We start from the raw sequence: 24852 nt of genomic DNA, 5'->3' as shown, positions 1-24852 counted from the left end.
TACCATGTCATTATCAATTAATGCCGTAGCACGTACTCTAGAAGGTAAAGGTGCGAGCCGCCGCCTTCGTAACACTGGTCTAGTACCAGCGGTTATTTATGGCGGTGAAGCAGCTCCAGTGTCTATCTCTTTCAAAGACAACGAGCTACTTAAATCAGTTGCAACTCCTGGCTTCTTAACTGGCCTAGTTGAAGTAACTGTTGACGGCAAAACAGAACAAGTTCTTGTTAAAGCACTACAACGCCACCCATCAAGCGGCGCGGTTATGCACATGGATCTTCAGCGCGCTCAAGCAGACAAAGTCATCACTACTCGTGTTCCTTTAAGCTTTATCAATGCAGCACAAAGTGAAGGCGTTAAGAGCCAAGGCGGTCGCTTGACTGTTGAGTCTAAATTGGCTGAAGTACGTTGTTTACCAGCGAACCTTCCAGCAGTATTGACAGTAGACGTGATCACAGGCCAACTTGATCAAATCTTCCATTTGTCAGACGTTATCCTTCCTGAAGGCGTAGAGCTTGTATCTTTGCTTAAAGGCGAAGACCACGACCAACCTATCGCTCGTATTGGCAAGTCTAAACGTTAAGATCATTGAAGGCAGCATTGTGGCAGGTTTCAGATTATTAGTCGGCTTGGGAAACCCAGGCAGCGAGTACGAGAACACTCGCCACAATGCAGGCGCTCAGTGGATTGAGGCATTGGCTCGTCAGAGCCAATGCTCTCTTCGTTCTGAGAAAAAGTTTTTTGGCCATTTTGGCAAAGTTTATATAGCTGGTGAAGAGTGCTATCTCCTTATTCCCACCACCTATATGAATTTAAGCGGTAAAGCGGTTCAGGCCGTCTGCCAGTTTTATAAAATCCCCCCTGAAGAAATCCTTGTTATTCACGATGAGCTCGACATCCCCCCAGGTTCCGTCAAATTAAAGCAAGGCGGTGGACATGGTGGTCACAATGGATTAAAAGACATTATTGCAAAGCTGGCAAACAACAGAGAGTTTGGTCGCCTCAGAATAGGCATCGGACACCCAGGCCACGCCAGCCAGGTCGCTAATTACGTCTTAAAAAAAGCCGCGCCAGACGACTACGCAAAAACCGAACAAACCATTGACGAATCATTACGCTATGTTGATGACATAGTGCGCGGCAACTTGAATGCCGTTATGAATCAACTTCACAGCTTCAAAGCATAATCATTTAATTATTAGGAATCTCACTATGGGTTTTAATTGTGGCATCGTTGGGTTACCTAACGTTGGTAAATCAACTCTATTTAACGCATTAACCAAAGCTGGCATTGGCGCAGAGAACTTTCCCTTCTGCACGATTGAGCCAAATGCTGGCGTTGTTGCCATGCCAGATCCACGTTTAGATGCACTCGCTGAGATAGTCAAACCCGAACGCGTCCTAGCCACCACAATGGAGTTCGTTGACATCGCCGGCCTTGTCGAAGGGGCGTCCAAAGGCGAAGGTCTGGGCAACAAATTCCTTGCCAACATTCGTGAAACCGATGCCATTGCCCATGTTGTACGCTGCTTTGAAGACGATAACGTCATCCACGTTTCAAACCACGTCAACCCAAAGCTAGATATTGAAGTTATTAACCTTGAGTTAATCTTTGCCGACATCGAATCCATCGACAAGCAACTTTTCCGCACCGCAAAAAATGCCAAAAGCGGCAACAAAGAAGCCATTGCTCACAAAGCCTTCCTAGCAAGCATCAAAGAACACCTAGAAAACGGCTTACCAGTCCGCTCAATGGAAATGTCTGACGAACAGAAGAAAGAAGTTCGTTCGCTACACCTACTGACGACCAAACCTACCATGTACATAGCGAATGTTGCGGAAGATGGTTTTGAAAACAACCCTTATCTTGACCAAGTACGAAGCATCGCAGAAGCAGAAGGCGCTATGGTGGTGCCTATTTGCAATCAGCTCGAAGCCGAAATCTCTGAGCTAGACACAGAAGAGATGCAAGAGTTCCTTGATGAAATGGGCATGGAAGAACCAGGACTTGATCGAGTGATTCGTGCCGGCTATGAGCTACTAGGCCTTCAGACGTACTTTACAGCGGGCGTAAAAGAAGTCCGTGCTTGGACCGTCAAGAAAGGCGCAACGGGCCCACAAGCGGCTGGAGTGATCCACACAGACTTTGAAAAAGGCTTTATTCGCGCCGAAGTCATCAGCTACAACGATTTCATTCAATACAAGGGTGAAAGTGGTGCCAAAGAAGCCGGAAAATGGCGTCTAGAAGGCAAGGATTACATCGTGAAGGACGGTGATGTGATGCATTTCCGCTTTAATGTCTAATAGATAATAAAACATTTTAAGAAAAACACTTGACCCATTAACAGGTTATATGAATAATATCGCGCCACAGAGGCAGTAGATCAATTCATCTAAACTGTTTTTGTGTCAGTCTGTTGGGGTATAGCCAAGCGGTAAGGCAACGGGTTTTGATCCCGTCATGCGTAGGTTCGAATCCTTCTACCCCAGCCAACAGACGAATGGCTATGTAGCTCAGTTGGTTAGAGCACATCACTCATAATGATGGGGTCACTAGTTCGAATCTAGTCATAGCCACCACAACTCGATCTGTTGGGGTATAGCCAAGCGGTAAGGCAACGGGTTTTGATCCCGTCATGCGTAGGTTCGAATCCTTCTACCCCAGCCATCGAATCGATACAAGTTAGTAGTTAATATACAGTTAAGGCTATGTAGCTCAGTTGGTTAGAGCACATCACTCATAATGATGGGGTCACTAGTTCGAATCTAGTCATAGCCACCACATCCTTTATTGGGGTATAGCCAAGCGGTAAGGCAACGGGTTTTGATCCCGTCATGCGTAGGTTCGAATCCTTCTACCCCAGCCATCTATGTAAATTTTCTTCACAATACGTCATTCTATCTCCTTATTTCATTGGTTTTTACCTCTCTTCAACCTATAATTAGACCAAATTTATCCTCTCGATATATGGACACTAATTATGAAATCAGCTCTTTTACTTTCAACAGCTTTATTAGCCAGCACCGCTCATGCCGATATACTGGGCTTAACGGCAGAAGCCGGATCCTTTCTTACCAACGATGGGGAAGATTTTAATTCTTACTATGGTATTGCGGTAGAACACCCAATCCCTCTAATCCCTAATGTTCGCCTTCAACACCAAGAACTAGAAGAAAAAGTCGGCAGCACTAAAATTGACACTTCTTTTAACGACTACACACTATATTATGAATTTCTAGACGGCCTATTGTGGCTAGATTTAGACGCTGGTGTGACCTTCCGAAAAATTGATGAGACTGGCAATTCAGATATAGATGGCACTTATCCACTAGGCTATCTTTCTGCCTTTGTCAGCATTCCAGGCACCGCACTATCTGTCGGCGGCGAAGTAAAATCCGGTGGCGGTAGCGATGCAGACATCACTGACACCACATTTAAAATCAAATACCAGCCGCTGGTATTTGCCGGTATCGAAGCAGGTTATCGCACCATGACTCAAGACTTCGCTTCCGCGGGCAAGTTTGAGCCAAAAGGCGCCTTCATCGGCGTCTTTGTTGACTTCTAAAGATCAACACCACAGATCAATATCAGTACGCCAGATAAATAGTAAGTACCTCAAAAACAAAAAAACCGCTGAAACATCAGCGGTTTTTTTATTACATCAAGCTTAACTAACTGACGGTCGAAAACACAATCACGCCCTCAGAAACGTCAGCCAAAATACGATCTCCCGTCACAAAACGACCTGCAAGCAACGCATTTGCTAATGGGTTTTCAATCCATCTCTGTATTGCTCGCTTCAACGGACGAGCACCATAAACCGGATCATAACCCACCTCAACCAATTGATCAGATGCGCTATCCGTTAACGCCAAGGACATTCCCATCTCCACCAATCGTTCATTCAAATGGGCGAGCTGCACGGTCGCAATGCCTTTAATTTGAGACTTCATTAATGGATGAAACACTACCGTTTCATCAATTCGGTTAATAAACTCTGGCCTAAAATGCATGCCAACCACGTCCATCACTTTTGCTTTGATTTCTTCGTATTGATCGGCAGATTGATATTCTTGAATCAAGTCCGAGCCCAAATTAGACGTCATCACAATCACCGTATTTTTAAAATCAACCGTGCGCCCCTGGCCGTCGGTTAAACGACCATCATCCAGCACCTGCAGAAGAATATTAAAAACATCGGGGTGGGCTTTTTCCACTTCATCGAGTAACAAGACCGAATAAGGACGGCGTCTTACCGCTTCCGTCAAATAACCGCCTTCTTCATAACCCACATAACCTGGAGGCGCGCCAATCAAACGAGCAACGGAATGTTTTTCCATAAACTCAGACATATCTATACGCACCATGGCTTGCTCGGTATCGAACAGAAACCTAGCCAGAGACTTACAAAGCTCCGTTTTACCGACGCCTGTTGGACCTAAAAAAAGAAATGAACCATTCGGCCGATTAGGATCCGCCAAGCCAGACCGAGAACGACGCACCGCATTAGAGACCGCCGAAACAGCCTCATTCTGCCCCATCACAGATTCGTGTAACGCTTCTTCCATTCGAAGCAATTTATCACGCTCGCCTTCCAGCATTTTATCCACCGGAATCCCTGTCCAACGGGAAACCACCGTCGCGATTTCCTCTTCGGTAACACGTCGCTTCAATAGCCGCGTCTCCGTATTTTCTTCCGCTTGACTGGCTTTTTCGATCTCAGCTTCAAGCATAGGAATCACACCATATTGCAACTCCGACATTTTAGCCAAATTGCCGCTGCGACGCGCTTCTTCCATCTCATGACGAACAGACTCAAGCTCCTCTTTAAGCTTTTGCGCCCCCTGCACCGCCGCCTTTTCAGCATTCCAAATTTCTTCTAAGTCCGAAAACTGCTTCTGCAAGCCATCAATTTCAACATCCAACTCTTCCAAACGCAGTTTAGACGCTTTATCTTTCTCTTTTTTAAGTGCCTCTTTTTCAATTTTCAATTGAATCAGGCGACGCTCTAAACGATCCATATCTTCAGGCTTAGAATCCATTTCCATACGGATACGACTCGCCGCCTCATCAATCAGGTCAATCGCCTTATCTGGCAATTGACGATCGGTTATATAACGCTGAGACAATTTTGCCGCGGCAATAATGGCCGAGTCGGTAATGTCCACGCCATGATGCACTTCATAACGCTCTTTCAGACCACGTAAAATAGCCACAGAATCCAGTACGCTCGGCTCTTCCACCAGCACTTTCTGGAAGCGCCTTTCTAGCGCGGCATCTTTTTCAATATACTGGCGATATTCGTTTAATGTTGTCGCGCCAACACAATGCAGCTCACCACGAGCAAGAGCGGGTTTCAGCATGTTACCCGCGTCCATAGAGCCCTCCGATTTCCCCGCTCCCACCATGGTGTGAATTTCATCGATAAACAAAATAATCTGCCCTTCTTGCTTAGACAGCTCATTCAGCAACGCTTTAAGACGCTCCTCAAACTCACCGCGATATTTCGCCCCGGCGATCAAGGCCCCCATATCAAGCGATAAAACGCGTTTGTTTTTTAGCCCCTCAGGCACTTCGCCATTAATAATACGTTGCGCCAAGCCTTCTACAATGGCCGTTTTACCCACACCAGGCTCACCAATCAACACAGGGTTATTCTTACGACGACGCTGCAACACCTGAATCGTGCGACGTATTTCATCGTCGCGACCAATCACAGGATCAAGTTTGCCTTGGGCCGCTCTGGCGGTGAGATCCACCGTATACTTGTCTAGCGCCTGACGACTTTCTTCGGCATTCGGGTCATTAACCGACTCGCCGCCACGAACCTGATCAATCACCGCGGCAATGTCATTTTTTGTCACCCCCGTGGCTTTTAATGCTTTTGCCAAATCGTCTTTGCCATCAAACATGGCCATCAAAACCAATTCTGAAGAAATGTATTGGTCTTTGCGCTTCTGCGCCTCTTTATCAGCAAGGTTTAATAAGCGCCCCAACTCTGGTGACATTTGTACGTTACCATCGTGGTCGTTTACCCTTGGCAGACGAGTTAGCAGATCATTCAATCCCTCGCGGAATTTCGCGACCTGAATACCCGCTTGCTGCAAAATAGGCCGCGTACTGCCACCTTGCTGATCTAGCAGCGCCATCATCAAATGCAGTGACTCAATATAGGAATGATCATGGCCGAGCGCGATAGACTGCGCATCAGAAAGGGCAAGCTGTAATTTACTGGTTAAACGATCGATTCGCATGGGAACCTCCTTGCAGAAAAAGATAGAACAATGTCTCTATCCCCTTAATAAGTGCGCTTATTCGCTTTTCAATACAGTAGTGTCATTTTTTTGACACTCGTCAAGTAATGCTAAAAATCATCCCTCCGCCAACCAAATAACAGAGGCCATTCGGCCCGTTTGCCCATCACGTCGGTAGGAATAAAAGCGCGCCTTGTCGGTAAAAGTACAATGCTCGCCACCAGAAATACGCTCTACGCCTTTTGCCATTAGTCGCTGTCTTGCTAATAAGTACAAATTACCTAGCCACTTACCATTTTCTGTCGCCACAAAAGCCTGTTGTGCTTCTGGTTGTTGCGCAATAAATGCCTCACGCACCTCGTCACCAACCTCAAACGCCTCAGGACCAATGGCAGGCCCCAACCAGACGAGAACCTTTTCAGCTTCGTCAAAGCCTTTCAACACCTCTTCTAACACGCCAGCGCACAGACCGCGCCAACCGGCGTGCGCCACGGCGACTTTGGTGCCCGCCTCATCACAAAAAAAGACCGGCAAACAATCCGCCGTCAGTACCGTGCACACCTGATTGAGCTGATCCGAAACCGCCGCATCCGCACCGCTCGGCACTTCATGACAAGGCAAACTCACCACATTTGTGCCATGCACTTGATTTAACCATTGCACTGACCCTGGCATACCGATGACTTGAGCAAACAAGCGACGATTTTCAGCAACATGCTCAGCGACATCCCCAACGTGAGCCCCGAGATTAAGCGAGGTAAAGGGTCGCTCACTCACGCCGCCAATACGAGTGGAGACATAAGCACGCACAGAAGCAGGCGCAGGCCAATCAGGCTGAAGATAAGAAAAATCATGAGAAGACATAAAAACCCCGAAAAAAAAGGCCACCCAATCAGGCGGCCTTTCTTTATATCATCCTGAGACCGTTAAAAGTACTCAGAATCGTTACTACCAGACTCCACAGTGTCCTTTTTAAGTGCATCCAATAATTTTTTCATGTCATCTGGCAAATCGATTTCCCACGTCATCCACTCTCCGGTGATGGGGTGAGAAAGCTCCAGTTTTTTGGCGTGTAATGCCTGACGACGGAAGTGACGCAGCTCATCTTGCAACTCTGGCGAACAAGCCTTTGGCATTTTCAATCGACCGCCATATTGAGGGTCGCCAACCAATGGATATTGAATAAAAGCCATGTGTACACGAATTTGATGGGTACGTCCTGTTTCTAGCTTCAAGCGAATATGCGTATGGTTTTTAAAACGTTCCACCAGACGATAATGCGTTACCGCGTCTTTACCATTAACAGGCTCTACCGCTTGCTTCTGGCGGTTGTGTGGATGACGACCGATCGGCTCATCGACCACGCCACCACCGGTCATCACGCCGATAGAAATCGCTTCGTACTCACGCCCCATGCTGCGCTCTTGCAACTGCACGACTAAATCCGTCTGCGCGGCCAGTGTCTTAGCAACCACCATCAAGCCCGTGGTTTCTTTATCAAGACGATGGACAATGCCTGCACGAGGAATGTGCGCCGTTTCTGGCGCATGATGAAGAATCGCGTTCATCAAGGTGCCATCTCGGTTACCCACCGCTGGGTGCACAACCAAACCAGCCGGCTTATTAATAATGATGATATCGTCATCTTCGTATACAACATCTAGCGCCATTTCTTGCGCTTCATGCTCTTCTTGGGCTTCGATCACTATGTCCAGTGACACGGTCTCTCCACCAAATAATTTTTCTTTCGGCTTGATCACCTGCCCATCTACCTTTAGGGCACCTTCTTTGATCCAACTCTGAATTCGCGAACGAGAATAGTCGCTAAACAATTCTGTTGCGATCTGATCAAACCGATTGCCGCCCAAATCGAATGGAACTTGGGCTTCTTTTACTATGCGCTCTGCCATACAATGTACTTTAGTCTGTTGTTTTCAGCTCATTAAATTTATCATAGAGCCTGAAAGTGAAAAAACGTGTAGCGCCTTGCACTTCATCATCTTTCGCAATATAACGCTACAAAATGCCGATTAAGGCTAATCTACTACCATATCAAGGTTTTGATTATACATGGGATTTCATCACTCGTTGCTCCGTTTCTCTGGAATAGTAAGTTTTTCTTTATTCATCGTCGCCTGTTCGAGTCAGCAAGTACAAGAACCAGACCTGCCTGAGCGCGTCTATTACGATAAGGCGCAACAAGCGCTGCAAGAAAATCTGCCTTCTACCGCCATAAAACACTTAAAAGACCTAGATTCTCGCTATCCATTTGGAGAATTCAGCACCCGCGCAGAACTGGACTTAATTTACGCCCAAATGGAGGCGGCAGACTTCATCGCGGCACACGCCAGCGCTGAACGTTTTATCAAAAACCACCCAGAACACGATTCCGTCGGTTACGCTTATTACATGAGGGCTTTATCGACCTACAAAGGTGCAGAAAGCCTAATGTCGCGCTACTTGAACTTAGACCCAAGCGAGCGAGATTCAAGAGAACTATCAAAAGCCTTTAGAGAATTGGCCGACTTTACGGCTCGCTTTCCAAATAGCACTTATGCGCCAGATGCCAAAGCTCGCATGTATTACCTGCGTGAAATGGTAGCACGCCATGAACTACAAGTAGCGCGCTACTACCTAAAAAGAAAAGCACCTCTTTCTGCATTGCGTCGCAGCCAAGAAGTCATTCAGCATTATCCAAGTACACGATCTATTGAAGATGCGCTGGCCATCAGCGTTCAATCCTATCAAGATCTGCAGCAAACAGAACTGGCACAAACCAACCTTACCGTACTAAAGAAGAGCTTTCCCAGCTCAACACACCTAAACGCTCAAGGTGAGTTTATCCCTCTCAAACAACCCAGCGATGCCGATCCTGGTTTCTTATATTGGGTAACGTTCGGTTTAATCGACTAGCGATCGGAACCACTCCGAGACTGTTTAAGCGGGAAAGGACACCTCCCCTTGCCCCGCTTGCCACACTGGATACTTAACCATCACGACCGATTGAAATATCTCAGAACGGATAAAACCATCAAGCCAGCTTTTCACACTAGGGTATTGTGAGGCATCAAACCAAACCTGATTGACCGCAGCAAACTGACGTATAAACGGAAAAATCGCCATATCAGCCAAGCTTTCACGCTCACCTAAGAGAAAAGTCTTTTTGTTTAAACGCCGCTCCAACCTTTGTAGAAAAACCTCTCCCCGGGCTCGATAATAGCCCTCATCATATTCAGGGTAGCGATCAGCGTATTTGTATCGATCTAACCAATATTTAAAAGTGTGATCATTGTAAGCGATCCACGCTTTTATTTTATTTTGCTGCACACTATTTTTAGGCCATAACGGAGCAAACTTTGCTTTATGATCGCATTTTGACAGTGCCCAAAAAATAATATCTAGACTCTCTGGGTATCTAACACCATCGACATCAATAAGCTGAGGCACACTGGATCGACCGCCCAAGGCTAAAAGCGCAGCAGGCTTAGATTTTAAAACCACTTCCCGCAAATGCACAGGGATGCCTAAAAAGGCAATAACATATCTGGCCCTCATAGCATAAGGACAACGCCTAAACGAATACAGCACAGGCCGCAAAATAACCTCCCATCGGGTAAAAATGACACGCATAAAAAAACCATGTTCATCATCAACAACCTATGTAAAACAAGATGTTAAAAACGCATGGTTTTTTAGTAAGTCAAACGCTCAATTAGGCTGGGGTAACATTCTCAGCCTGAGGACCTTTTTGCCCTTGAGTGACTTCAAACGTCACACTTTGACCCTCTGAGAGAGTACGACGACCGTTGCCATTTATAGAGCGAAAATGAACAAAAACATCAGCACCGCCTTCGCGTTCAATAAAGCCAAATCCTTTTTCATCATTAAACCACTTAACAATACCTGATACTAACTGACCTGACATAACAACCTCATTTTCTTTTTATTCTGCTCCAATCAGAGCAACTTTGTAGCCAAGCGCTAAGTCATTACAACCTAGCCTAGGGCGAAACGTTAGGCGTATTAAAAATATAATGACGCTAACGCAATAATAATAAATTGTAAAAAATAAAATAGAAAGTAAATGGAAAACAAGTATTGTTAAAAAAAGTAATATAAACCCTCTTACTGACACTGCGCAAAGATAATCTCCCCTCTCTGACTCCCCACCCCAAAATGGGGCAAAAATAAAACCAGCACCAAAAAAAAGCATAAGTGGAATAATTATTGCTTAATGAGAATAAGTGCGTATGAAGAATACAGAAATACACACCAAAAGACCCAAAGTTGGGCGAAAAAATCAAAAAATAAACCATATTGGTGCGATAAAAACATTAGGAGCCAGCCGTGACCCACACAAATAGTGCAGTGGAAACCTTAATATCCAGTTCAAACACGCTTTTTATGTTACTTGGCGCCATCATGGTGTTTGCCATGCACGCCGGATTCGCTTTTCTAGAAGTTGGAACCGTGCGCCATAAAAACCAAGTAAATGCACTGGTCAAGATCATGACGGATTTTGCCGTATCCGCTCTTGTTTATTTTTTTATTGGCTATCAATTAGCTTACGGTATTAATTTTTTTGACAGCGCCACAATATTGGCCCAAGAGCAAGGTTACCATTTAGTAAAATTCTTCTTCTTAATGACCTTTGCCGCCGCCATTCCAGCCATCATCTCAGGCGGTGTCGCAGAACGTGCAAAATTTTACCCCATGCTAGTGTCTGCTGCTGTGATAGTCGGTGTTGCCTACCCATTTTTTGAAGGCATTGTCTGGAACGGGAACTTTGGCATTCAAAGCTGGCTCGAAGCGCAATACGGCGCACCTTTCCATGACTTTGCCGGATCCGTTGTGGTGCATGCATTTGGCGGCTGGGTCGCTCTAGCCGCTATTTTATTGCTTGGCACTCGTAAGGGGCGCTTTAGAAACGGCAAACTCGTTGCTTTTGCCCCTTCCAACATTCCTTTCTTAGCATTAGGTGCTTGGATACTTTGTATAGGCTGGTTTGGCTTTAACGTCATGTCGGCGCAAACGCTTGAAGGCGTGAGTGGTCTAGTGGCTGTCAATTCCCTAATGGCAATGGTGGGCGGCATCATCGCCGCCATGCTATTTGGAAAAAAAGACCCAGGCTTTATTCATAACGGTCCATTAGCCGGACTCGTCGCCGTATGCGCGGGATCTGACATCATGCACCCTATCGGCGCTCTAGCAACGGGCGCCATTGCCGGTGCCATTTTCACCTACTTGTTTACATACATTCAACAAAGGTTCCAACATCTTGATGATGTCCTAGGTGTGTGGCCCTTACACGGTGTTTGTGGCGCTTGGGGCGGTATTGCAGCAGGTATATTTGGATCTGAAAGCCTAGGAGGGCTAGGAGGCGTTAGCGTCACATCACAACTAATAGGCAGCTTAGGTGGCGTTCTAATAGCAACACTAAGCGGCCTTATTGTTTACGGAGTCATTAGAACAATAACGGGGTTGCGCCTAAGCGAAGAAGAGGAATTCAACGGCGCGGACTTATCCATTCATAAAATTGGCTCTATCGGTAAAGAATAGAACCCACTAATTTTTAGACGCAATATTTCATCAATCATCTGACGTTGTGCTCATACTTTTATTAGAGCAACGTTAGATGGTTTCTTTTCTCACACAGCGAAATTTAAGTACAATAGCGTATTTATTACCATAAGCGACCGCTATGAAAATTTGGCTGCTCTCTCACAGTGAAGAGCTTAAAAAAACCACAGGCACAGGAAGATTGGTAAAAGATGTACTCGGCCAGCAATGTGACATTATAGTATGGTCTAGAGTAGCGCCTAGCGAGGCCATTTTACATCTATCTCCAACCAACACCTTATTGATTTATCCAAGCGAAAAGCCAGAGCAAACCGACACGGATGACGATCAATTAAACGTCGATAACATCATCATTATCGATGGCACTTGGCAACAAGCCAGAAAAATCTACAACCAATCACCCTATCTCAAAATATTCAAGCACCATGAGATAACCGCGGTAAACTCCGTTTATAAAAAGCGACGTAACCAAAAAAACCAAGGACTATGTACCGCTGAAGTCGCCATTCATTTATTAAACAAATACCAACACCCAGCGACAGCAATATTATTTGATAGATTTACCGCGTTTAATCAGTAACACAAACCCTAATTTCCCCCAGATGCTCAACCCAAGCGACTATTTCATCACCGGCTTGCACCGCCCCAACATTCTCTGGTGTGCCCGTCATGATTAAGTCGCCTGGACGCAGTTCAAAAACATCTGACAACTTGCAAATCACTTCTTCTATCGACCAGGTTAAATTCGAAATATGACTCACCTGCTTCATTTCACCATTTACCTTTAGACCAATTTCCGCTTTTAGCACAACCGCAGAAAGTTGATTGTTTTTTAAAAGAATGGGGCTCACAGGCGCCGATTCATCAAATGATTTGCCTACTTCCCATGGACGCCCCTTCTTTTTCGCCTGTGCTTGAAGATCGCGTCGCGTCATATCCAAACCAACGGCATAACCTAAAATCGCCTCACTAGCTTGCTCCAGCGTTAAATGACGACCACCCTTTCCGATAGCAACGACCAACTCAACTTCGTATTCAAACTGTGACGTGGCCATAGGATAAGCAATATGAGTGGTCGCTGAAAACAGGGCAGGCACAACATTTGAGGCGTCTTTCGCAAAAAAGAATGGCGGATCCCTTTCTGGGTCATCGCCCATCTCCTTGGAATGCTCAGCGTAATTACGACCAACACAATAAACTCGCCCGACAGGAAATAACTGATCACTATCCACGATAGGTAAAAATATTCGTTTTTGTTCCGGTACAATATGTTTCACAGAAACCTCAATATAAAGCTTAAAAGCGCTAAAAATGCCCTGATTTTACCCAAATAAAACAGTTAGACGCGACAGACCAATGAGCCAATGAAAAATCAGCGTCTCGTAGCCATACACCTGAAGAAATTAACTCATCACCATATTGCGCTTGTCCTGATATCATAAATAACTCAACAGAGCCCGATAAGTCTAATTCAGCCAATATATTCTCACCATTCTGAATACGAACAAGCCAAACGCGCTCACTACCAAATTGATAAAGAGGAAAAGTCTCTGACGCCTTAGATGACCAAATTTGCGGAGAATTAATATAAACCTGATTAAGATCTGCGTTTTGGAACTGGTGTAACTTCACCAATAAAAGACAACCTTCCACACTGTACGGAGCATGACTACTGCCTGGCGGATTCCTAAAATAGCTGCCCGCACTAAAGTCACCCTGTTCATCAGAAAAAACGCCTTGCAAAACAAGAATTTCTTCTCCTAAAGGGTGGGGATGAGGACGGAACACCGACCCCGCGTCATAACGAACCAAGCTTGTCGCATGACCACGCTCCGCTTCTTCTCTTGCCAATGGCTTTCTATAAACACCAGGCATAGGACTGACCACCCAATTTACCTTGTTCGTGTCAATAAATAAGGGTTGAGTAAAGTCCATATTGAGCATAATAAACCGCCACCAAGTAAATGAAAAATCAGTGTAACGGTTTGGTCAAATAACAATCAAGTTTTTCCTTACTTACATAAACCCGTAAAAACAGAGCAAAAAAAAGCACCAGATGCTGCCACCTGGTGCCAAAGATGTTCCAACAATCTGCCTACAAGAGAGATATATGGAACCTTGAATGATCGTACTTAACGTAAGGCTCCCACCTTATTAAATAGCAGGAGCCTTAGAGTAAATAAAATCCTCTAGAAAAAGATCTTAGAAACCGTAGTAAACACCCACTGCTGTTTGAGTATCTGTAGTGCTAGATTTAGCATTTTCAAACTCACCCAATTCAGCAAATACATAAATATTTGATGCTAGGCTATAAGTGATGCCAGCAGCGTATTCGTTAAAGCTATCAGAGCCTGCCGCGTCAGGATCAACATTTTGGTAAGATGCGTACACATCGCCAACACCATAGCCGTAACGTGCTGCTAGACCAAGAACGTCTTGAGTGTCTTTCGTTGTTTCGTATTTAGCCGTAACAGACAAATTATCTAGAGGCATAACAGTAACCGCTAGGCCTGTTGTCTCTTCAGCATCCACAGTGTTAGCACGAGTGTCATAACCCAATGCCGCAGACACGATGCCAGTAGAGTACTTAACAACCATCATAGAAGATGATTTGTCATAGTTAGCATTCGTAGCTTGTCCTTCGCTTGCGTCGCCTTTCACTTGCACAGCGGCTTGCACTTCAAAACCATTTATAGAAGGAGAGAAGTAAGCAATAGTATCGCCTTCAGATGTTCTATCGGCGTTTGTTACACCTAGATATTCATACTGATCTACTGCATCTTGGATAGCATTGTTGTAGATATTATCAAACGAACCAACTTGCACCTTACCAAAACTACCTTTCAAACCAACAAAAGCTTGGTCTAAATTAGCTTTTCCAGAATCAGGACCATCTTTTTTCTGATCAGCCTCAAACTCAACTTCGTATTTGAAGAAAGCGCTTAGGTCATCATTAATTTTCGTGTCGCCTTTCAAGCCAACAGTAGAGCCATTGTCTTCAAAGTTACCGCCAGCCTCTTTGTCAGCATAGGCGTACTGGATGTTACCGTAAACATCTACTGTAGAGCCTTCAGCAGCATAAGCAGATACAGACGCAAGAGCTGCACTTGATACAGCCATAGCAATAATCGATTTTTTCATTCTCGTTTCCCTTTTGATGTTTATACGCTTTTCTTGTAGGCGCTTGATTTGTGCAAGCAACAGATAAACAATCTAAACTTTCTGCAGAAATAGACAACCTTATGCAAGCTACTTGCATAAACTATCCATTAAGAGTGCTTTTTTCGTTAAAAATCACATATAAAAAGGATTTACGATCACTATTGGATATCTCGGTTACAGATAAAATCCATATTTATCAGTGGATTAGTTTTAAGCAAAAGCCCAATCATGCACGCATCCAGTATAAAAATGGCACTCCAAGTAAATTTATTTGAAAGTTTTGTGTAAGGGCGCAATGTTTTTCAAAGGGAAGAATGAACAAGAAGAAGGAAAAAATGAATATAAGAGGGTTAGAGCAACCCTCTAGGACAGATAAAGCAACTTACCACATCAAATCATCTGGGATTTGGAAGTCAGCGTAAGGGTCATCTTCAATACTTTCAACACGATTATTGCAAACAAGCACATAAGAAGGATCTCGCTCATTAATCTTAATAGCCACAGGCTCAGGAACAAGCTCATACTGCTGATCAAGCTTAACAATAGCCAAACGACCACGACTTAAATCATCATGCATTGACTGCCTGATATATAACTTCTTTACCTTTTTAGCGTCGGTAAAGTGATAAGCAATATCTCCGTCTTCTTTACGAATTCGATTTTGCTCTATCATCTGCCGAATTTGGCCTTGTATCGCTTTTTGTTCGGCCAGCTTTTGACGCTCAAGATTTAAAGCCCGGTCTTTTTCTGCTTTCTCCAACCTCTGCTGCTTCAACACCTCCTGACGTCCACTCTCATCAGTAGCGGCCATTTTTCCTTTTTTGATTTTCTGTTTATTCTGCAATGTTTCGGCTTTTAATTTTTTAACTTTCTTTTTATCAACCAGCCCGACACCCAATAACTGCTCTTGTAATGACTTCACTGCCATAAAAAATCACCCCATTTTTATCAGATATTTACTCGCGTAATACACCTAGCCGTCAAAGACCAAAAGAACAACCTACAAAAACAAAAAAAGCGACTTAAAAGTCGCTTTTTAGCATTCGCACTGCTGAGAGTATCCTCAGCAACGTTACCTTATAAAGGTGTAACGTTTTGAGCTTCAGGGCCTTTTTTGCCTTGAGCTACTTGGAATTCAACTTTTTGGCCTTCAGCCAAAGTTTTGAAACCAGAAGTGTTGATTGCAGAGAAATGAACAAAAACATCAGGACCAGAATCCTGAGTGATGAAACCGAAACCTTTAGTTTCGTTGAAAAATTTTACTGTACCAGTTACTACGTCAGACATGTCTGTTATCCTGTAGGTTAAGTTAATTTATACATAAGCGTTAATCGCTTACGTTATAGTGCTAAAAAAACTCGGTATTACTTATGACTTAACAGGACCGAACATACATAACGTAGTATTCGCAACTCTGGACATAAATATTGCCAACTCTTTTAAACGAACTTGATTGTAGACCTCTTTCGGCTATCAGGTCAATCAAGTTTTGAACATTTTTTAATTATATTGATTAAAAGAAGCAAGAAAAACCCTATCCCCTTGAATTAAATGAACTTATTAAGAAAAAAGAGCACCCTTGAAAAGTCAAAGTAGAGATCTTGCGCCTCCAACCAAACCCGGACACCTTTTACAATATACCTACAAACAGCTCAAAGAACGTCAGGCATTCTACATTAGAGTGACACAGTTAAACCAACGTAGTGGCTTCACTCGCCTTATACAAACCTAGTAGACAGGCATTTACCATCGGTCTAGTAAAATAAAATGACAATGAATACTTGTATCAAGAGCAAAACAGGAATAGGGTAATAAACAGACAGAGGGCAAACGGATTTGCCTACGCCTCCAGGACGGAGGCTCTGTCACTTTTTAGGATGATTCCGTGGCTGCAGGGATGCAGCGAAAAACCTTTCAAAGTTCCCCTTCTTACTTTCACATCTACTACAACGGCAAGCTTTTACACTCCAAAACAAAGATTTTTATCTGTCCATTCTTCGTATAGCATGACCTGCTATCAAACAGTTAACTGCCATCCTATTTAGTTTAGTGAAACTACAACTAATACTTGTATAAAAGTTAATACCATCCTATTTGATCCAATTCGGCTCAATCAAAAAACCTCCATCATTGATCTAGTAAAATAAAATGACAATGAATGCTTGTATCAAAAGCAAAACAGGAATAGGGTAATAAACAGACAGAGGGCAACGGATTTGCCTACGCCTCCAGGACGGAGGCTCTGTCACTTTTCAGGATGATTCCGCGGCTGCAGGGATGCAGCGAAAAACCTTTCAAGCACGTTCACTTTGTATATCTCTCACTGTTGCCTTAATCAGGCAAGCTTTTAGCGCCTAAAATAAAGCCCTTCAAAGACGATACATATTTTTGATCTACCTACTCCTCGCATAATAAAACTTGTCATCAAGTAAAATCATCGCATTTGACTTGACAAAATAACAACTAATACTTGTATAAGAATTAGTGCCACCCTATTTGATCCCATTCGACTCATACAAGCTTAATCAAAAAACCTACCATCATTGGTCTAGTAAAATAAAATAACAATGAATGCTTGTATCAAGAGCAAAACAGGAATAGGGTAATAAACAGACAGAGGGCAAACAGATTTGCCTACGCCTCCAGGACGGAGGCTCTGTCACTTTTTAGGATGATTCCGTGGCTGCAGGGATGCAGCGAAAACTTTTCAAGCACCCCCTTCTTACTTTCACATCTATTACAACGGCAAGCTTTTACACTCCAAAACAAAGATTTTTATCTGCCCATTCTTCGTATAGCATGACCTGCTATCAAGCAGTTAAAATCATCGCATTTTGTTTGGCAGAGTAACAACTAATACTTGTATAAAAGTTAATACCATCCTATTTGATCCAATTCGGCTCAATCAAAAAACCTACCATCATTGGTCTAGTAAAATAAAATGACAATGAATGCTTGTATCAAGAGCAAAACAGGAATAGGGTAATAAACAGACAGAGGGCAACGGATTTGCCTACGCCTCCAGGACGGAGGCTCTGTCACTTTTTAGGATGATTCCGCGGCTGCAGGGATGCAGCGAAAAACCTTTCAAGCACGTTCACTTTGTATATCTCTCACTGTTGCCTTAATCAGGTGCAAGCTTTTACCGTGGTCTTGGTGTTGGATTTCCGCCTTCGAGATTGTCGCTAAACGGCTTCTGTCGATCTTGTAGGTCGCGATTTACCCTGAAAAAATAGCATGCCGACAAAAACTCACCTCGACAAATTACGCCTTGTCGGGCTAAAGCCACGACCTACAAAAAACCAATATAATCAACCTACTATAGGCTAACGCCTGATAACGGTCGTGCCTCCCTCATCAGGCCTACAAAAGCGCAAAAGCTCGTCTTGGTGTTGGATTCGCGCTGACGCGTTGAGCCCGCGAAACAGGCGCAAGCAAATCAAATACCAAGACAAGTGTGTTTCTGATTTTTCTACAGACGAAAAAAAGCCCTGACAGCTGAGCTATCAGGGCTTTCTAAATTAAAGCTTGACGACGACCTACTCTCACATGGGATCTCCCACACTACCATCGGCGATGGCGCTTTTCACTTCTGAGTTCGGGATGGGATCAGGTGGTTCAACGCCTCTATGATCGTCAAGCAATTCTGTTGCGTTTGTTCTGAGGTGCACTGTGTTGTGCGCTGACTTTTTATCGTTAGCTTGTCTCAAAACACGCGAATACGTGCTTGGATCTTTAACAATTCATTTTGAAATAGTGATAACCAAGTATCAAACCGATGTTGTTTTCATCGTAATTCTATGTGTCTTTGTTTCTTTGATGATCTTGAGCTTTCACTCTCTTCATCCAAAACCACTTTGGTGTTATATGGTCAAGCCTCACGAGCAATTAGTATTGGTTAGCTCAATGCCTCACAGCACTTACACACCCAACCTATCAACGTCCTAGTCTCGAACGGCTCTTTAGGGGACTTAGGTCCCAGTGAGATCTTATCTTAAGGGAGGCTTCCCGCTTAGATGCTTTCAGCGGTTATCCCGTCCGAACATAGCTACCCGGCAATGCCACTGGCGTGACAACCGGAACACCAGAGGTTCGTCCACTCCGGTCCTCTCGTACTAGGAGCAGCTCCTCTCAAATCTCAAACGTCCACGGCAGATAGGGACCGAACTGTCTCACGACGTTCTAAACCCAGCTCGCGTACCACTTTAAATGGCGAACAGCCATACCCTTGGGACCGGCTTCAGCCCCAGGATGTGATGAGCCGACATCGAGGTGCCAAACACCGCCGTCGATGTGAACTCTTGGGCGGTATCAGCCTGTTATCCCCGGAGTACCTTTTATCCGTTGAGCGATGGCCCTTCCATACAGAACCACCGGATCACTAAGACCTACTTTCGTACCTGCTCGACGTGTCTGTCTCGCAGTTAAGCGTGCTTTTGCCTTTACACTCTATGCATGATTTCCGACCATGCTGAGCACACCTTCGTGCTCCTCCGTTACTCTTTGGGAGGAGACCGCCCCAGTCAAACTACCCACCACACAGTGTCCTCGATCCGGATAACGGACCTGAGTTAGAACCTCAAACATACCAGGGTGGTATTTCAAGAGTGGCTCCACGGTAACTGGCGTCACCGCTTCAAAGCCTCCCACCTATCCTACACAAGTAGGTTCAAAGTTCACTGTGAAGCTATAGTAAAGGTTCACGGGGTCTTTCCGTCTAGCCGCGGATACACAGCATCTTCACTGCGATTTCAATTTCACTGAGTCTCGGGTGGAGACAGTGTGGCCATCGTTACGCCATTCGTGCAGGTCGGAACTTACCCGACAAGGAATTTCGCTACCTTAGGACCGTTATAGTTACGGCCGCCGTTTACTTGGGCTTCGATCAAGAGCTTCGCTTGCGCTAACCCCATCAATTAACCTTCAAGCACCGGGCAGGCGTCACACCCTATACGTCCACTTTCGTGTTTGCAGAGTGCTGTGTTTTTAATAAACAGTCGCAGCCACCTGGTATCTTCGACCGACTGGTGCTTACGGGGCAAGCCCTTCACACTGGCCGGCGTACCTTCTCCCGAAGTTACGGTACCATTTTGCCTAGTTCCTTCACCCGAGTTCTCTCAAGCGCCTTGGTATTCTCTACCTGACCACCTGTGTCGGTTTGGGGTACGGTCAATGTATATCTGACGCTTAGAAGTTTTTCCTGGAAGCATGGCATCAACCACTTCGCCCAAAAGAGGGCTCGTCATCAGTTCTCGACATCCTCTCTTAAAGAGTGACCCGGATTTGCCTAAGTCACTTGCCTACCGCCTTAAACACAGACAACCATCGCTGTGCTGGCCTAGCCTTCTCCGTCTCTCCATCGCAATATACATCGGTACAGGAATATTAACCTGTTTTCCATCGACTACGCATTTCTGCCTCGCCTTAGGGGCCGACTCACCCTGCCCTGATTAACATGGGACAGGAAACCTTGGTCTTCCGGCGGGGGAGTTTTTCACTCCCCTTATCGTTACTCATGTCAACATTCGCACTTCTGATACCTCCAGCCTGCCTTACAGCTTGACCTTCAACGGCTTACAGAACGCTCCTCTACCATGCCTAGTAAACTAAGCATCCGTAGCTTCGGTGGCCAGTTTGAGCCCCGTTATATCTTCCGCGCAGGCCGACTCGACTAGTGAGCTATTACGCTTTCTTTAAAGGATGGCTGCTTCTAAGCCAACCTCCTAGCTGTCTAAGCCTTCCCACATCGTTTCCCACTTAACTGGCACTTGGGGACCTTAGCTGACGGTCTGGGTTGTTTCCCTTTCCACGACGGACGTTAGCACCCGCCGTGTGTCTCCCGTAATTGCACTCATTGGTATTCGGAGTTTGCATGGGGTTGGTAAGTCGGGATGACCCCCTAGCCCAAACAGTGCTCTACCCCCAATGGTGAGATACGAGGCGCTACCTAAATAGCTTTCGAGGAGAACCAGCTATCTCCGAGCTTGATTAGCCTTTCACTCCTATCCACAAGTCATCCCCAGCCTTTTCAACGGATGTGGGTTCGGTCCTCCAGTTGATGTTACTCAACCTTCAACCTGCTCATGGATAGATCGCCCGGTTTCGGGTCTATTCCCAGCAACTAAACGCCCTATTAAGACTCGGTTTCCCTACGGCTCCACTAATCGCTTAACCTTGCTACTGAAAATAAGTCGTTGACCCATTATACAAAAGGTACGCAGTCACGGAACAAGTCCGCTCCCACTGCTTGTACGTACACGGTTTCAGGATCTATTTCACTCCCCTCACAGGGGTTCTTTTCGCCTTTCCCTCACGGTACTGGTTCACTATCGGTCAGTCAGGAGTATTTAGCCTTGGAGGATGGTCCCCCCATATTCAGACAGGATAACACGTGTCCCGTCCTACTCGTTTTCATCATTAAGGTGTTTTCGTATACGGGGCTATCACCCTCTATCGCGGCACTTTCCAGAGCCTTCTACTAACACCAAAATCACTTAAGGGCTAATCCCCTTTCGCTCGCCGCTACTTAGGGAATCTCGGTTGATTTCTTTTCCTCCGGGTACTTAGATGTTTCAGTTCCCCGGGTTCGCCTCCTCACAGCTATGTATTCACTGTGGGATACTCTACAAGTAGAGTGGGTTTCCCCATTCGGACATGTTCGGATCACAGCCTGTTTATCGACTCCCCGAACCTTTTCGCAGATTACCACGTCCTTCATCGCCTCTGACTGCCAAGGCATCCACCGTGCACGCTTGGTCACTTGACCATATAACCCAAAGTAGTTTTTACGATTCAATAAAAAGCCATAAATGACTCAGTATAAAAAGTAGAAACAACCATCAGATCACATACCAAAGAGCTTTTGTGTCTCTCTGGATTTACGATAATAGAAGTCACTAAGCTGTTATCCTTAAAGAATAAGAGCAAGTGAACTTCCACCGGTTTAACACTTGATTTATCGTTATTTCAAAATTCGAATTGTTAAAGAGCAAGTTTAGTGCAAAGCACTAAGTCAGAGACTAAAAATCATCAATCACAGTCGTGTTTGATGCTTAGCGTCTTGCTTAATACTTTGTGCTAATGCTTTTAAGATAGGTATCAGATAATTTGTGTGAACGCTCACCAGAGCCTTCTATCGTTTAAGGAGGTGATCCAGCCCCAGGTTCCCCTAGGGCTACCTTGTTACGACTTCACCCCAGTCATTGACCACTCCGTGGTAAGCGTCCCCCTTGCGGTTAGACTACCTACTTCTGGAGCAATCAACTCCCATGGTGTGACGGGCGGTGTGTACAAGGCCCGGGAACGTATTCACCGTGACATTCTGATTCACGATTACTAGCGATTCCGACTTCATGGAGTCGAGTTGCAGACTCCAATCCGGACTACGACGTACTTTCTGGGATTCGCTCACTATCGCTAGCTCGCTGCCCTCTGTATACGCCATTGTAGCACGTGTGTAGCCCTACTCGTAAGGGCCATGATGACTTGACGTCGTCCCCACCTTCCTCCGGTTTGTCACCGGCAGTCTCCTTAAAGTTCCCACCCGAAGTGCTGGCAAATAAGGATAAGGGTTGCGCTCGTTACGGGACTTAACCCAACATTTCACAACACGAGCTGACGACAGCCATGCAGCACCTGTCTCACAGTTCCCGAAGGCACCATCTGATCTCTCAAATGTTCTGTGGATGTCAAGAGTAGGTAAGGTTCTTCGCGTTGCGTCGAATTAAACCACATGCTCCACCGCTTGTGCGGGCCCCCGTCAATTCATTTGAGTTTTAACCTTGCGGCCGTACTCCCCAGGCGGTCTACTTATTGCGTTAGCTGCGCCACTAAGTCATTACAACCCAACGGCTAGTAGACATCGTTTACGGCGTGGACTACCAGGGTATCTAATCCTGTTTGCTCCCCACGCTTTCGCACCTCAGTGTCAGTATTAGTCCAGGGTGTCGCCTTCGCCACTGATGTTCCTTCCTATATCTACGCATTTCACCGCTACACAGGAAATTCCACACCCCTCTACCATACTCTAGCTAGCCAGTATCGGGTGCCATTCCAAGGTTGAGCCCTGGGATTTCACATCCGACTTAACAAACCACCTACGCGCGCTTTACGCCCAGTAATTCCGATTAACGCTTGCACCCTCTGTATTACCGCGGCTGCTGGCACAGAGTTAGCCGGTGCTTCTTCTGGGGCTAACGTCAAAACATTTGGATATTAGCCAAACGCCCTTCCTCACCCCTGAAAGTGCTTTACAACCCTAAGGCCTTCTTCACACACGCGGCATGGCTGGATCAGGCTTGCGCCCATTGTCCAATATTCCCCACTGCTGCCTCCCGTAGGAGTCTGGGCCGTGTCTCAGTCCCAGTGTGACTGGCCATCCTCTCAGACCAGTTAAAGATCGTCGCCTTGGTAGGCCTTTACCCTACCAACTAGCTAATCTTACGCAGGCTCATCTAATAGCGGAAGGTCACAAGTGATCCCCTCCTTTCCCCCTCAGGGTGTATGCGGTATTAGCATGCGTTTCCACATGTTGTCCCCCTCTACTAGGCAGATTCCTACGCGTTACTCACCCGTCCGCCGCTCGTCAGCAGGAGCAAGCTCCCCTGTTACCGCTCGACTTGCATGTGTTAAGCCTGCCGCCAGCGTTCAATCTGAGCCATGATCAAACTCTTCAGTTAAAAAAGCTTGCTTACTCAAATCTATTACACTAACTATAACTTAATCGACTCACTGCTTCGAAAAACAACAAGCCAACATAAAGCGAATTACTGTATAAACACTCGTAAGACTTCAATTTTTTTGATCAACTACATCTCGGTAAAACCGGTCTGCGATGATCTTCTGAAGCCTCCAGCGAGCGCCCACACAAATTATCTGATTATCTATTTTAAAGAGCGGGCTGACTTGAATTCTTTACCAGATCTTAATCTGATTAAGTTGAACTTGGTCTTCGTTGCTCTGAAGCCTTGTCCGTGTCAGCGAGGGCGTATATTAAGGATCTACAGATTTTGTGCAACCCTTTTTGACACTTTCTGCTAATTTATTTTAAATAAAAACCAAATTGTCCACAAAACCGCCAAAAACACTCTTTATGGTTATAAAGCAGCCAAAATTAATAATGCCAGATACCGCTAAACTTGTCATTCAGGCATAAAAACTGACACAGGGTGCACTATTTTCATTTCCAATAGGTCAATTGCCACTCGATACGCAATAACCTCAACACCTTTTGCAACTACCTCTTTAAAAGTTTGCGCGTATTTTTTATCGATATGCGCAGCAGGCGTGACGGAATCAATTCCAGTATGACTCACACAAAAAAACATCACCGCACGATGACCCTCTTCCACCATTTTAGCCAATTCATATAGATGTTTACGCCCACGATCCGTCACCGCATCAGGAAAATACCCCAAACCACCCTCTTCTAACAAGGTGACGTTTTTGACTTCTACATAACACTTGCGACCATCATCACCAGTCAACAACCAATCGATACGACTTTTTTCACCATACTTCACTTCTGCTTTCTGTTCTGCATACCCAACAAGCTCTGTCACAACACCATTGGCAATCGCTTCGCCAACCAACTTATTAGGGTAACCCGTATTGATGCAGGCCAAATATTTGTCATCGACTTCCACCAGCTCCCACGTATAAGCCAGCTTACGTTTTGGATTATCACTTTTAGACAGCCATACTCGAGCACCATCCTGCTGGCATCGCTTCATTGATCCCGTATTCGGACAATGCGCCACCACGACCTCGCCATTCGGCAATTCGATATCCGACAAAAAGCGCTTATAGCGTTTAATCAATTTCCCTTCTATTAAGGGCGTTGGAAATCTCATAACC

At 45.3% G+C, this 24852-nt stretch carries 19 protein-coding genes, 5 tRNA genes and 3 rRNA genes; 13 read left to right on the top strand and 14 right to left on the bottom strand.

Features of this window, described 5'->3' with window-relative positions; all coding sequences use genetic code 11:
• The first annotated feature begins 4 nt into the window (after window positions 1–4).
• From J8N69_RS10690 to J8N69_RS10650, 9 genes are all read left to right on the top strand, one after another.
• Window positions 5–583, top strand: a complete 579-nt coding sequence (locus tag J8N69_RS10690) for a 50S ribosomal protein L25/general stress protein Ctc (protein WP_168827358.1) — start codon at window positions 5–7, stop codon at window positions 581–583.
• A 19-nt stretch (window positions 584–602) separates the two neighbouring features.
• The gene (gene pth, locus J8N69_RS10685; protein WP_168827360.1) at window positions 603–1187 is read left to right on the top strand and encodes an aminoacyl-tRNA hydrolase; all 585 of its coding nucleotides are present in this window, start codon (window positions 603–605) and stop codon (window positions 1185–1187) included.
• A gap of 25 nt (window positions 1188–1212) precedes the next feature.
• Window positions 1213–2304 carry a redox-regulated ATPase YchF gene (gene ychF, locus J8N69_RS10680; RefSeq protein ID WP_168827361.1) on the top strand — a complete coding sequence of 364 codons (1092 nt, stop codon included), beginning with the start codon at window positions 1213–1215 and terminating at the stop codon, window positions 2302–2304.
• Window positions 2305–2418: 114 nt separating this feature from the next.
• A tRNA-Gln gene (locus J8N69_RS10675) sits at window positions 2419–2493 on the top strand.
• Between the two features lie 10 nt (window positions 2494–2503).
• Window positions 2504–2580, top strand: a tRNA-Met gene (locus tag J8N69_RS10670).
• Window positions 2581–2593: 13 nt separating this feature from the next.
• Window positions 2594–2668 (top strand) — tRNA-Gln (locus J8N69_RS10665).
• 37 nt (window positions 2669–2705) lie between these two features.
• Window positions 2706–2782, top strand: a tRNA-Met gene (locus tag J8N69_RS10660).
• A gap of 10 nt (window positions 2783–2792) precedes the next feature.
• Window positions 2793–2867 (top strand) — tRNA-Gln (locus tag J8N69_RS10655).
• 114 nt (window positions 2868–2981) lie between these two features.
• Window positions 2982–3566, top strand: coding sequence for a TIGR04219 family outer membrane beta-barrel protein (locus J8N69_RS10650; protein ID WP_168827572.1), 585 nt, complete (start codon window positions 2982–2984; stop codon window positions 3564–3566).
• A gap of 106 nt (window positions 3567–3672) precedes the next feature.
• Here J8N69_RS10650 and clpB read toward each other — a convergent pair whose 3' ends face one another.
• The 3 genes from clpB to rluD all read right to left on the bottom strand — a co-directional run bounded on the left by clpB (window position 3673) and on the right by rluD (window position 8165).
• Entirely contained in the window at window positions 3673–6255 is a 2583-nt protein-coding gene (gene clpB / locus J8N69_RS10645) for an ATP-dependent chaperone ClpB (protein WP_168827574.1), read from the bottom strand.
• Window positions 6256–6372: 117 nt separating this feature from the next.
• Window positions 6373–7119 (bottom strand): peptidoglycan editing factor PgeF, encoded by a 747-nt coding sequence (gene pgeF / locus J8N69_RS10640; RefSeq protein WP_168827576.1) that lies wholly within the window; start codon window positions 7117–7119, stop codon window positions 6373–6375.
• A 62-nt stretch (window positions 7120–7181) separates the two neighbouring features.
• Window positions 7182–8165, bottom strand: a complete 984-nt coding sequence (gene rluD, locus J8N69_RS10635; RefSeq protein ID WP_168827578.1) for a 23S rRNA pseudouridine(1911/1915/1917) synthase RluD — start codon at window positions 8163–8165, stop codon at window positions 7182–7184.
• A gap of 160 nt (window positions 8166–8325) precedes the next feature.
• Here rluD and J8N69_RS10630 point away from each other — a divergent pair, with 160 nt between their 5' ends.
• On the top strand, window positions 8326–9168 hold the full coding sequence (locus tag J8N69_RS10630) for an outer membrane protein assembly factor BamD (RefSeq protein WP_168827580.1): 843 nt from the start codon (window positions 8326–8328) through the stop codon (window positions 9166–9168).
• Between the two features lie 24 nt (window positions 9169–9192).
• On the opposite strand, the gene J8N69_RS10625 is transcribed toward J8N69_RS10630, so the two are convergent.
• Window positions 9193–9885: a glutathione S-transferase gene (locus J8N69_RS10625; protein WP_168827582.1), complete on the bottom strand. Its 693-nt coding sequence runs from the start codon at window positions 9883–9885 to the stop codon at window positions 9193–9195.
• 82 nt (window positions 9886–9967) lie between these two features.
• Entirely contained in the window at window positions 9968–10180 is a 213-nt protein-coding gene (locus J8N69_RS10620) for a cold-shock protein (RefSeq protein WP_168827583.1), read from the bottom strand.
• A gap of 422 nt (window positions 10181–10602) precedes the next feature.
• On the opposite strand from J8N69_RS10620, the gene J8N69_RS10615 reads away from it, so the two are divergent.
• Window positions 10603–11814 carry an ammonium transporter gene (locus J8N69_RS10615; RefSeq protein WP_227803872.1) on the top strand — a complete coding sequence of 404 codons (1212 nt, stop codon included), beginning with the start codon at window positions 10603–10605 and terminating at the stop codon, window positions 11812–11814.
• Between the two features lie 142 nt (window positions 11815–11956).
• The gene (locus J8N69_RS10610; protein ID WP_168827584.1) at window positions 11957–12415 is read left to right on the top strand and encodes a tRNA-uridine aminocarboxypropyltransferase; all 459 of its coding nucleotides are present in this window, start codon (window positions 11957–11959) and stop codon (window positions 12413–12415) included.
• Here J8N69_RS10610 and J8N69_RS10605 read toward each other — a convergent pair.
• The 3 genes from J8N69_RS10605 to J8N69_RS10595 form a co-directional block, all read right to left on the bottom strand.
• A complete protein-coding gene (locus J8N69_RS10605) occupies window positions 12405–13112 on the bottom strand; it encodes a fumarylacetoacetate hydrolase family protein (protein WP_168827585.1) in 708 nt (235 codons plus the stop codon). The genes J8N69_RS10610 and J8N69_RS10605 overlap by 11 nt on opposite strands.
• A gap of 28 nt (window positions 13113–13140) precedes the next feature.
• Complete coding sequence (locus J8N69_RS10600; RefSeq protein WP_168827586.1) at window positions 13141–13779, bottom strand: cupin domain-containing protein; 639 nt, start codon at window positions 13777–13779, stop codon at window positions 13141–13143.
• A 258-nt stretch (window positions 13780–14037) separates the two neighbouring features.
• Window positions 14038–14976, bottom strand: a complete 939-nt coding sequence (locus tag J8N69_RS10595) for a porin (protein WP_168827587.1) — start codon at window positions 14974–14976, stop codon at window positions 14038–14040.
• Between the two features lie 50 nt (window positions 14977–15026).
• Here J8N69_RS10595 and J8N69_RS10590 point away from each other — a divergent pair, with 50 nt between their 5' ends.
• A complete protein-coding gene (locus tag J8N69_RS10590) occupies window positions 15027–15272 on the top strand; it encodes a hypothetical protein (protein WP_227803871.1) in 246 nt (81 codons plus the stop codon).
• Between the two features lie 107 nt (window positions 15273–15379).
• Here the strand turns inward: J8N69_RS10590 and J8N69_RS10585 are convergent, their stop codons facing one another.
• From J8N69_RS10585 to sfsA, 6 genes are all read right to left on the bottom strand, one after another.
• Window positions 15380–15925 (bottom strand): DUF2058 domain-containing protein, encoded by a 546-nt coding sequence (locus J8N69_RS10585; protein WP_211085227.1) that lies wholly within the window; start codon window positions 15923–15925, stop codon window positions 15380–15382.
• Window positions 15926–16074: 149 nt separating this feature from the next.
• Window positions 16075–16284, bottom strand: coding sequence for a cold-shock protein (locus J8N69_RS10580; protein ID WP_024024079.1), 210 nt, complete (start codon window positions 16282–16284; stop codon window positions 16075–16077).
• Between the two features lie 2239 nt (window positions 16285–18523).
• Window positions 18524–18638: ribosomal RNA gene (gene rrf, locus J8N69_RS10575) — 5S ribosomal RNA — on the bottom strand.
• A gap of 226 nt (window positions 18639–18864) precedes the next feature.
• A 23S ribosomal RNA gene (locus tag J8N69_RS10570) occupies window positions 18865–21763 on the bottom strand.
• A gap of 374 nt (window positions 21764–22137) precedes the next feature.
• Window positions 22138–23675, bottom strand: a 16S ribosomal RNA gene (locus J8N69_RS10565).
• The 16S, 23S and 5S rRNA genes sit together here, the layout of an rRNA operon.
• 462 nt (window positions 23676–24137) lie before the next feature.
• Entirely contained in the window at window positions 24138–24848 is a 711-nt protein-coding gene (sfsA, locus tag J8N69_RS10560; RefSeq protein WP_168824434.1) for a DNA/RNA nuclease SfsA, read from the bottom strand.
• Window positions 24849–24852 lie beyond the last annotated feature (4 nt).

The organism is Marinomonas profundi (genome assembly GCF_020694005.1).
In the GTDB taxonomy this organism is placed as follows: Bacteria; Pseudomonadota; Gammaproteobacteria; order Pseudomonadales; family Marinomonadaceae; genus Marinomonas; species Marinomonas profundi.
This window is presented reverse-complemented; position numbering and strand designations above follow the sequence as displayed.

What these genes read in the sequence shown, in the direction of transcription:
- J8N69_RS10690 (WP_168827358.1), top strand. Translation starts at nt 5, where the DNA reads ATGTCATTATCAATTAATGCCGTAGCACGTACTCTAGAAGGTAAAGGT.
- ychF (WP_168827361.1), top strand. Translation starts at nt 1,213, where the DNA reads ATGGGTTTTAATTGTGGCATCGTTGGGTTACCTAACGTTGGTAAATCA.
- J8N69_RS10650 (WP_168827572.1), top strand. Translation starts at nt 2,982, where the DNA reads ATGAAATCAGCTCTTTTACTTTCAACAGCTTTATTAGCCAGCACCGCT.
- clpB (WP_168827574.1), bottom strand. Translation starts at nt 6,255, where the DNA reads ATGCGAATCGATCGTTTAACCAGTAAATTACAGCTTGCCCTTTCTGAT.
- pgeF (WP_168827576.1), bottom strand. Translation starts at nt 7,119, where the DNA reads ATGTCTTCTCATGATTTTTCTTATCTTCAGCCTGATTGGCCTGCGCCT.
- rluD (WP_168827578.1), bottom strand. Translation starts at nt 8,165, where the DNA reads ATGGCAGAGCGCATAGTAAAAGAAGCCCAAGTTCCATTCGATTTGGGC.
- J8N69_RS10630 (WP_168827580.1), top strand. Translation starts at nt 8,326, where the DNA reads ATGGGATTTCATCACTCGTTGCTCCGTTTCTCTGGAATAGTAAGTTTT.
- J8N69_RS10625 (WP_168827582.1), bottom strand. Translation starts at nt 9,885, where the DNA reads ATGCGTGTCATTTTTACCCGATGGGAGGTTATTTTGCGGCCTGTGCTG.
- J8N69_RS10620 (WP_168827583.1), bottom strand. Translation starts at nt 10,180, where the DNA reads ATGTCAGGTCAGTTAGTATCAGGTATTGTTAAGTGGTTTAATGATGAA.
- J8N69_RS10610 (WP_168827584.1), top strand. Translation starts at nt 11,957, where the DNA reads ATGAAAATTTGGCTGCTCTCTCACAGTGAAGAGCTTAAAAAAACCACA.
- J8N69_RS10600 (WP_168827586.1), bottom strand. Translation starts at nt 13,779, where the DNA reads ATGCTCAATATGGACTTTACTCAACCCTTATTTATTGACACGAACAAG.
- J8N69_RS10595 (WP_168827587.1), bottom strand. Translation starts at nt 14,976, where the DNA reads ATGAAAAAATCGATTATTGCTATGGCTGTATCAAGTGCAGCTCTTGCG.
- J8N69_RS10585 (WP_211085227.1), bottom strand. Translation starts at nt 15,925, where the DNA reads ATGGCAGTGAAGTCATTACAAGAGCAGTTATTGGGTGTCGGGCTGGTT.
- J8N69_RS10580 (WP_024024079.1), bottom strand. Translation starts at nt 16,284, where the DNA reads ATGTCTGACGTAGTAACTGGTACAGTAAAATTTTTCAACGAAACTAAA.
- sfsA (WP_168824434.1), bottom strand. Translation starts at nt 24,848, where the DNA reads ATGAGATTTCCAACGCCCTTAATAGAAGGGAAATTGATTAAACGCTAT.